This window comes from Streptomyces purpurogeneiscleroticus (genome assembly GCF_020024005.1).
GTDB classification, from domain to species: Bacteria; Actinomycetota; Actinomycetes; order Streptomycetales; family Streptomycetaceae; genus Streptomyces; species Streptomyces purpurogeneiscleroticus.
On record NZ_NHSG01000079.1, the window covers coordinates 1 to 8121 of the forward strand.

Genomic DNA, 8121 nt, shown 5'->3' on the forward strand with positions numbered 1-8121 from the left:
GGGGGCAGTGAGGGAGTGGTGAGGCCGGCGCTGAAGGGGGACTGGAGGGGCACTGGAGTGCGCTGATCGAACGGGACTGGAAGTGACCATTCCTGTTCACCACTGACCGGAGGAGTGTCGCCCTCTGGCCGGTACTGATCGCTCCGTGCTACCAAGAGACATGCCGGAACGGACGTCCTACGACGTGATCATTATCGGCGGTGGGCACAACGGCCTCGTCGCCGCCGCATACCTCGCCCGCGCCGGGCGCAGTGTGCTCGTACTCGAACGGCTCGGCCACACCGGTGGCGCCGCCGTCTCCACCAGGGCCTTCGCCGGGATCGACGCGCGGCTCTCCCGCTACTCCTACCTCGTCAGCCTGCTGCCCCCGAAGATCGTGCAGGACCTGGGGCTGCGCTTCGCCGTCCGTAAGCGCACCATCTCCTCCTACACGCCCGCCGACCGCGACGGCCGCCCCGGCGGGCTCCTCGTGGGCGGCGGCCCGGCCCGCACCCGTGCCGCGTTCGAAGCACTGACCGGCTCCGACCGCGAGTACGAGGCGTGGGAACGCTTCTACGGGACCACCGCCCGGCTCGCCGAGCGGGTCTTCCCCACCCTCACCGAACCGCTCCCCACCCGCGCCGAGCTGCGCGCCCGGATCGACGACGAGGACGCCTGGCAGGCGCTGTTCGAGCGGCCCGTCGGCGAGACGATCGAGAAGACCTTCGCCGACGACCTCGTCCGCGGCGTCGTCCTGACCGACGGCCTGATCGGCACGTTCGCCTCCGCACACGATCCGTCCCTGCGGCAGAACCGCTGCTTCCTGTACCACGTCATCGGCGGCGGCACCGGCGACTGGGACGTGCCCATCGGCGGTATGGGCGCGCTCACCGACGCGCTGGCCCGCGCCGCCCGGCAGGCGGGCGCCGAGATCGCCACCGGACACGAGGTGACCGGCCTGGCCACCGACGGGAAGACGGCCGAAGTGACGTGTGCGCAGGGCACGTTCGCCGCCCGGCACGTCCTGGTGAACGCTGCCCCGCAGACGCTGGCCGCGCTCCTCGGAGAGCAGCCGCCCGAGCCCCCCGAAGGCGCCCAGCTCAAGGTCAACATGCTGCTGACGCGGCTGCCCCGGCTGCGGGACGAGACCGTCGACCCGCGCGAGGCGTTCTCGGGCACCTTCCACATCGCCGAGGGCTACGAGCAGTTGGAGACCGCCTACCAGCAGGCCGCGGCCGGCCAACTGCCCACCGCGCCCCCCAGCGAGATCTACTGCCACTCCCTCACCGACCCCTCCATCCTCGCCCCCGACCTGGTGCGCCAGGGCTACCAGACCCTCACCCTGTTCGGTCTGCACACCCCGGCGCGGCTCTTCGCGGCCGACAACGACGCGGCCCGGGAACGCCTCCTGCGGGCCACCGTCGAACAGCTCGACGCACACCTCGCCGAGCCGCTCGCCGACTGCCTGGCACACGACGCCGACGGCCGCCCCTGCATCGAGGCGAAGTCCCCACTGGACCTGGAACGCGACCTGCGCCTCCCGGGCGGCAACATCTTCCACGGCGACCTGTCCTTCCCGTACGCGGAGGACGCCACGGAGGACGCTGTGCAGGACACCCCCGCCGCCCGGTGGGGCGTCGCCACCGCGCACCCGAATGTCCTGCTGTGCGGCGCGGGCGCCCTCAGGGGCGGCGGCGTCAGCGGCATCCCGGGGCACAACGCGGCGATGGCGGTACTGGAGGGCTGAGGGCCTGCGGCTCTCTAGGGGCCGGGCGCGCATACGAGGCGCAGCACCGCGTCCAGCCCGCGCACCGCTCCCGGGGCGGCGCCGGCCGGCAGCACGTAGGGCCGCAGACCGCTGCCCGCCGCGCCGCCGTCCTTGGCCGCGTGGTCGCCCACCATCAGGGTCTCGGCGGGCGCGACGCCCAGCTCTCGGCAGGCGTGCCCGAACAGCGCCGGATCGGGCTTCTCCGTGTCGTGCTCGAAGGAGTGCACCCACACGGAGAAGTACCGGTCGAGCCCGTGGTGCGCGAAGGTCGGACGCAGGTCCCAGCCGACGTCACTGACCACACCGAGCGCGATGCCGCGCCCCGCGAGGGCGTCCAGCGTCTCCGCCGCGTCCGCGTACGGGCGCCAGTGCTCCGGCGACCGCAGCTGCTCGTACAGCGCCTCAGCGACCGGCACGAGGCCCGGCACGGACGCGTACCACGTCGTGAACGCGCGCCTGTGGGCCGCAGCGGAGACATCGCGGCCCCGCTGCGCCGCAACGACTTCCGGCAGCGCCAGACCGGCTTCCAGACCCGCCAGCAGGGCGTCCATCGCCGCCTCGCTCACGGGCGAGCCGAGAGCGGCACGTATGCGGTCGGCGTACGACGCGATCTGGAAGAGCGTGCCGGAGAAGTCGAAGAGCACGGCGCGCACGGGGGAGGGGCGCAGCGGGCCGTCCGGGGTGCGCAGTGGGCCCTCGGGGCCGCAGGCGGGGAGAGGTCTCATGGGAGGGATCTTTCTCCGGCAGCCGTAAAGCCGGTGTAGGACAATGCAAGAACTGACGTTGTGTCAGAAAATCTCTTCCCTCGTGCGGCGGGCTGCGGCATCCTGCGCGCATGCAGACGGAGTTGAGCAACACACTGGGTGTCGAGCACGCCGTCTTCGGGTTCACGCCGTTCCCCGCGGTGGCCGCGGCGATCTCCCGGGCCGGCGGGTTCGGCGTGCTCGGCGCGGTACGGTACGCCGCCGCCGACGACCTCGCGCGCGACCTGGACTGGATGCAGGAGCACACCGGCGGCCTGCCGTACGGCCTGGACGTCGTGATGCCCGCGAAGAAGGTCGAGGGCGTCACCGAGGCGGACATCGAGGCGATGATCCCGGAGGAGCATCGCGCCTTCGTCGAGCGGACGCTCGACAAACACGGGGTGCCGCCGCTGCCCGAGGGCGCCGCGCCCGGGTGGCGGATCACCGGATGGATGGAGCAGGTCGCCCGCTCCCAGCTGGACGTCGCCTTCGACTACCCGATCAAACTGCTGGCCAACGCACTGGGTTCACCGCCCGGCGACATCGTTCAACGAGCCCACGATCACGGCATCCTGGTCGCCGCGCTGGCCGGCAGCCCCCGGCACGCCCGCCACCACCAGGAAGCCGGCATCGACATCATCGTCGCCCAGGGGTACGAGGCGGGCGGGCACACCGGAGAGATCGCCACGATGGTGCTGACCCCCGAAGTCGTACGCGCCGTCGACCCGCTCCCCGTACTGGCCGCGGGCGGCATCGGCACCGGCGAACAGGCCGCCGCCGGCCTCGCCCTCGGAGCACAGGGCGTCTGGCTCGGCTCGATCTGGCTGACCACCGAGGAGGCCGAGCTGCACTCACCGCGGCTGACCCAGAAGCTCCTCGCGGCCGGCCCCGGTGACACCGTCCGCTCGCGCGCCCTCACGGGCAAGCCCGCGCGCCAGCTCCGTACGGAGTGGACCGACGCCTGGGACGACCCGGCGGGCCCGGGCCCGCTGCCCATGCCCCTGCAGGGCCTGCTGGTCGCCGACGCGCTCTCGCGCATCCAGAAGTACGAGACCGGGCCGCTGCTCGGCACCCCCGTCGGCCAGATCGTCGGACAAATGAACAACACCCGCAGCGTGCAGGCCGTCTTCGACGACCTCACCCGCGGCTTCGAACGCGCCATCGACCGCATCAATCGGATCGCGGGTCGCGCCTGATCCGCCCGAAATCCGCCCGAAGGGAGCTCGGCCATGTCGCAACCCCCCAACGGCTTCTGGGCCCAGGCCGCCGCGGACCCGGACCGCACCGTCCTGATCGCGCCGGACGGCGAGGAGTGGACCGCGGGCCGGCTGCTCGCCGCGTGCAACCGGCTCGTCCACGGACTGCGCGCCGCGGGCCTCGAACGCGGCGACGCGTTCGCCGCCGTGCTGCCCAACGGCGTCGAGTTCTTCACCGCCTACCTGGCGGCCTCACAGGCGGGCTTCTACCTCGTACCCGTCAACCACCACCTCGTCGGCCCGGAGATCGCCTGGATCGTCGCCGACTCCGGCGCGAAGGTGCTGATCACCCACGAGCGGTTCGCCGAGGAGGCACGCGCCGCCGCGGACGAGGCCGGAATGCCCGCTGAGCGCCGCTACGCGGTCGGCACGGCCGACGGCTTCCGCCCGTACCCGGAACTCCTCGCCGGACAGCCGGAGACGGCTCCTGAGGGCCGCACGCTCGGCTGGGTCATGAACTACACCTCGGGCACCACCGGACGCCCGCGCGGCATCCGCCGCCCGCTGCCCGGCAAGCTCCCCGAGGAGACCCACCTCGGCGGCTTCCTCGGCATCTTCGGCATCCAGCCGTTCGACGACAACGTGCACCTGGTGTGCTCGCCGCTGTACCACACCGCCGTCCTGCAGTTCTCCGCCGCCGCCCTGCACATCGGCCACCGGCTCGTCCTGATGGACCGCTGGACGCCCGAAGAGATGCTGCGCCTCATCGACACCTACAGGTGCACGCACACCCACATGGTGCCCACCCAGTTCCACCGGCTGCTCGCCCTCCCGGAGGAGACCAGGAACCGGTACGACGTCTCCTCGATGCGGCACGCCATCCACGGCGCCGCGCCCTGCCCTGACCACGTCAAACGCGCCATGATCGACTGGTGGGGGAGGTGCGTGGAGGAGTACTACGCGGCCAGCGAGGGCGGCGGCGCGTTCGCCACCGCCGAGGACTGGCTCAAGAAGCCCGGCACGGTCGGCAGGCCCTGGCCCATCAGCGAGCTGGCCATATTTGACGACGACGGCCGCCGCCTCCCCGCCGGCGAGCTGGGCACCGTCTACATGAAGATGGCCACCGGCGGCTTCCGCTACCACAAGGACGACGGCAAGACCGAGCAGAACCGCATCGGCGACTTCTTCACCGTCGGCGACCTCGGCTACCTCGACGAGGACGGCTACCTCTTCCTCCGCGACCGCAAGATCGACATGATCATCTCCGGTGGCGTCAACATCTACCCCGCCGAGATCGAGGCCGCGCTGCTCGGCCACCCCGCCGTCGCCGACGCCGCGGTCTTCGGCATCCCGCACGACGACTGGGGCGAGGAGGTCAAGGCCGTCGTGGAGCCTGCGGACGGCCGCGTACCGGCCGAGGCGCTGGCCGCCGACATCCTGGCCCACTGCGCCACCCTGCTGGCCGGGTACAAGCGTCCCAAGAGCGTCGACTTCATCGCCACCATGCCGCGCGACCCGAACGGCAAGCTCTACAAGAGGCGGCTGCGCGCCCCGTACTGGGAGGGCCGGGAACGCGCGCTCTGAGGGGCGACGCGGGGGCTCGCTCCGAGGCGCGGCGCGGACGGGCCTTCTGAGGTACGGCGTGGAGGCTCGCTCTGAGGTGCGGCGCGGGCGCGCTCTGGAGATGTGGCGCGGACGCGCTCTGGAGGCGCACCGCGGACGCGTGTTCTGAGGTACGGCGCGGCGGGTGGGGTCCCGGGGGCCGGCGCGTCCCGGTGCCGCTTCCCTTGACCCGGGCGGAGGCTGGGCACAGGATCGCGCCATGGCAGGAGTGCGGAGCAGTACGGTCGACGGAATGCTGCGGCGGAGCGCGCGGCGGGTGCCGGAGCGCACGGCGGTGCGGTACGCCGAACGGTCCTGGACCTACCGGCAACTGGACGAGGCGGTCACCGCCGCGGCCAGGCTGCTCCTCGGGGAGGGACTGCGCCCCGGTGACCGGGTCGGATCGTACGGGCACAACTCCGACGCCTACCTGATCGGATTCCTCGCCTGCGCCCGCGCCGGCCTCGTCCACGTCCCCATCAACCACCACCTCACCGGCGACGACCTCCGGTACATCGTCGAACAATCCGGCAGCTCGCTGGTCCTCACCGACCCGGCGCTCGCGCACGAACTCCCGGACGGCGTACGGGCCCTGCCGCTCCGCGACGCCGACGACGCGCTCCTCGCCCGGCTGGCACAGCTGCGCACGAACCCCGCGGCTCTCGCCGCCCTCCCCCCGCTCACGGACGTCGACGCCGAAACCCTCGTCCAGCTGCTCTACACCTCCGGCACCACCGCGCTCCCCAAGGGCGCGATGATGACCCACCGCGCGCTCGTCCACGAGTACGTCAGCGCCATCACCGCACTCGACCTGGCCGAAACCGACCGGCCGCTGCACTCCCTCCCGCTCTACCACTCCGCCCAGATGCACGTCTTCCTGCTGCCCTACCTGGCCGTGGGCGCACAGAACACCATCCTGGACGCGCCCGTGGCCGAGACCATCTTCGAACTGGTGGGCGCAGGACGCGCGGACAGCCTCTTCGCGCCGCCCACGGTGTGGATCGGCCTGTCCCACCACCCCGACTTCACTGCGCGCGACCTGACCGGGCTGCGCAAGGCGTACTACGGCGCGTCGATCATGCCGGTGCCGGTACTGGAACGGCTCCGTGGCCGCCTCCCCGGGCTCGCCTTCTACAACTGCTTCGGGCAGAGCGAGATCGGCCCGCTGGCGACCGTGCTGGGACCGGGCGAGCACGCGGGGCGGATGGACTCCTGCGGGCGGCCCGTGCTCTTCGTGGAGGCGCGGGTGGTCGACGAGGAGGGCCAGGACGTGCCCGACGGCACGGCGGGCGAGGTCGTCTACCGCTCGCCGCAGCTGTGCGAGGGGTACTGGGAGAAGCCGGAGGAGACGGCCGCCGCCTTCAGGGACGGGTGGTTCCGATCCGGTGACCTCGCCGTACGCGACTCCGAGGGGTACCTCACGGTCGTCGACCGGGTGAAGGACGTCATCAACTCCGGCGGCGTGCTGGTCGCTTCCCGGCAGGTCGAGGACGTGCTGTACGAGCATCCGAAGGTCGCCGAGGTCGCGGTGATCGGACTGCCGGACGACCGGTGGATCGAGGCGGTGACGGCCGTGGTCGTACGGACGGAGGAGGCGGGCGACCTCGGCGAGCAGGAGCTGATCGACGCCGCCCGCACCCGGCTGCCCGCCTTCAAGGCGCCCAAGCGGGTCGTCTTCGTCCCCGAGCTGCCGCGCAACGCCAGCGGCAAGATCCTCAAGCGGGAGCTTCGGGAGCGGTTCGGCCGACAGCGGTGAGCGGCGGGCCGGCGGCCGGTGCCCCCCGGCTCCCGCCCACGCCGCGGCGGCATGCCGCCTGACCTGCAGTGACGTGTCGCTGAGGGGCGACTGTCAGTGGTGCCTGCCATGCTGAGAACCGCTCAGAAAAATGGGCGGTGCGGTCCGTACCCGGCCGGCGGGCGCACACCGTCATGACAGCAGTTCATACGCTTCGCCTCACACCGAAGGACCTGCTCATGCTCTCGACCAAGTACGAACCGGGCGCGCCGAACTGGCTCGACCTCGGAGTCCCCGACGTGGACGCGGCCGTCGCCTTCTACAGCGAGGTGTTCGGCTGGACCTTCGAGTCCGCAGGGCCGGAGGCCGGTGGCTACGGCTTCTTCCGGCTGGACGGCAGGACCGTCGCCGCGATCGGCCCGCTGGTCGAGGAGGGCGCCAAGCCCTCCTGGACGGTGTACTTCCACACGCCGGACGCGGACGGCACGGCCAAGGCGGTGACGGACGCCGGCGGCACGGTCCGCGCCGAGCCGATGGACGTCTTCACGGCGGGCCGGCTGGCCGCGTTCACCGACCCCGACGGCGCCCAGTTCGCGGTCTGGCAGCCCGGCGACACGAAGGGGCTGGAGGTCGTGATGGAGTCCAACGCCCTGTGCTGGACGGAGCTGTACACGACGGACAGCGCCCGGGCGAAGGACTTCTACAGCTCGGTCTTCTCCTGGCAGTACCAGGACCTGCCGATGGGCGAGGCGGGCGCGTACACCATCGTCGTGCCTGCCGGCGTCGCGGCCTCGCCCGCGTTCGGCCAGGGCGGCATCATGCAGCTGCCCCAGGAGAACCTCGACCGCGGCGCCACGTCCGAGTGGCACCCGTACTTCGGCGTGGACGACTGCGACGCGACGGCCGCGGCGGCGACCGAGCGCGGCGCGGTCGCCCTCATCGCGCCGGTGGACGCGGAGGGAGTCGGCCGCCTGGCAATGTTCCGCGACCCGTACGGCGCCACGTTCGCCATCATCAAGGGAGAACCGCCTACGAGCTGAGGGGGACGGGAACGGCAGCGGGGCTGTGGACGGGACAGGGCCGAGGGACGGTGAGTGG

The 8121-nt window shown here is 72.1% G+C and carries 6 protein-coding genes; 5 read left to right on the forward strand and 1 reads right to left on the reverse strand.

The window, feature by feature from the left end:
- The first annotated feature begins 160 nt into the window (after nucleotides 1–160).
- The gene (locus CCS38_RS02435) at nucleotides 161–1726 is read left to right on the forward strand and encodes a phytoene desaturase family protein (RefSeq protein WP_223731516.1); all 1566 of its coding nucleotides are present in this window, start codon (nucleotides 161–163) and stop codon (nucleotides 1724–1726) included.
- Between the two features lie 14 nt (nucleotides 1727–1740).
- Here CCS38_RS02435 and CCS38_RS02440 read toward each other — a convergent pair whose 3' ends face one another.
- On the reverse strand, nucleotides 1741–2472 hold the full coding sequence (locus CCS38_RS02440) for an HAD family hydrolase (protein ID WP_223731517.1): 732 nt from the start codon (nucleotides 2470–2472) through the stop codon (nucleotides 1741–1743).
- A gap of 110 nt (nucleotides 2473–2582) precedes the next feature.
- Here CCS38_RS02440 and CCS38_RS02445 point away from each other — a divergent pair, with 110 nt between their 5' ends.
- The 4 genes from CCS38_RS02445 to CCS38_RS02460 all read left to right on the forward strand — a co-directional run bounded on the left by CCS38_RS02445 (nucleotide 2583) and on the right by CCS38_RS02460 (nucleotide 8063).
- Nucleotides 2583–3686 carry an NAD(P)H-dependent flavin oxidoreductase gene (locus CCS38_RS02445; protein ID WP_223731518.1) on the forward strand — a complete coding sequence of 368 codons (1104 nt, stop codon included), beginning with the start codon at nucleotides 2583–2585 and terminating at the stop codon, nucleotides 3684–3686.
- A 33-nt stretch (nucleotides 3687–3719) separates the two neighbouring features.
- Nucleotides 3720–5270, forward strand: coding sequence for an acyl-CoA synthetase (locus tag CCS38_RS02450; RefSeq protein ID WP_223731519.1), 1551 nt, complete (start codon nucleotides 3720–3722; stop codon nucleotides 5268–5270).
- 238 nt (nucleotides 5271–5508) lie between these two features.
- Nucleotides 5509–7044 (forward strand): acyl-CoA synthetase, encoded by a 1536-nt coding sequence (locus CCS38_RS02455; RefSeq protein ID WP_223731520.1) that lies wholly within the window; start codon nucleotides 5509–5511, stop codon nucleotides 7042–7044.
- Between the two features lie 218 nt (nucleotides 7045–7262).
- Nucleotides 7263–8063 carry a VOC family protein gene (locus tag CCS38_RS02460; protein ID WP_223731521.1) on the forward strand — a complete coding sequence of 267 codons (801 nt, stop codon included), beginning with the start codon at nucleotides 7263–7265 and terminating at the stop codon, nucleotides 8061–8063.
- The last annotated feature ends 58 nt before the right edge of the window (nucleotides 8064–8121 follow it).

What these genes read in the sequence shown, in the direction of transcription:
- CCS38_RS02445 (WP_223731518.1), top strand. Translation starts at nt 2,583, where the DNA reads ATGCAGACGGAGTTGAGCAACACACTGGGTGTCGAGCACGCCGTCTTC.
- CCS38_RS02440 (WP_223731517.1), bottom strand. Translation starts at nt 2,472, where the DNA reads ATGAGACCTCTCCCCGCCTGCGGCCCCGAGGGCCCACTGCGCACCCCG.
- CCS38_RS02435 (WP_223731516.1), top strand. Translation starts at nt 161, where the DNA reads ATGCCGGAACGGACGTCCTACGACGTGATCATTATCGGCGGTGGGCAC.
- CCS38_RS02460 (WP_223731521.1), top strand. Translation starts at nt 7,263, where the DNA reads ATGCTCTCGACCAAGTACGAACCGGGCGCGCCGAACTGGCTCGACCTC.
- CCS38_RS02455 (WP_223731520.1), top strand. Translation starts at nt 5,509, where the DNA reads ATGGCAGGAGTGCGGAGCAGTACGGTCGACGGAATGCTGCGGCGGAGC.
- CCS38_RS02450 (WP_223731519.1), top strand. Translation starts at nt 3,720, where the DNA reads ATGTCGCAACCCCCCAACGGCTTCTGGGCCCAGGCCGCCGCGGACCCG.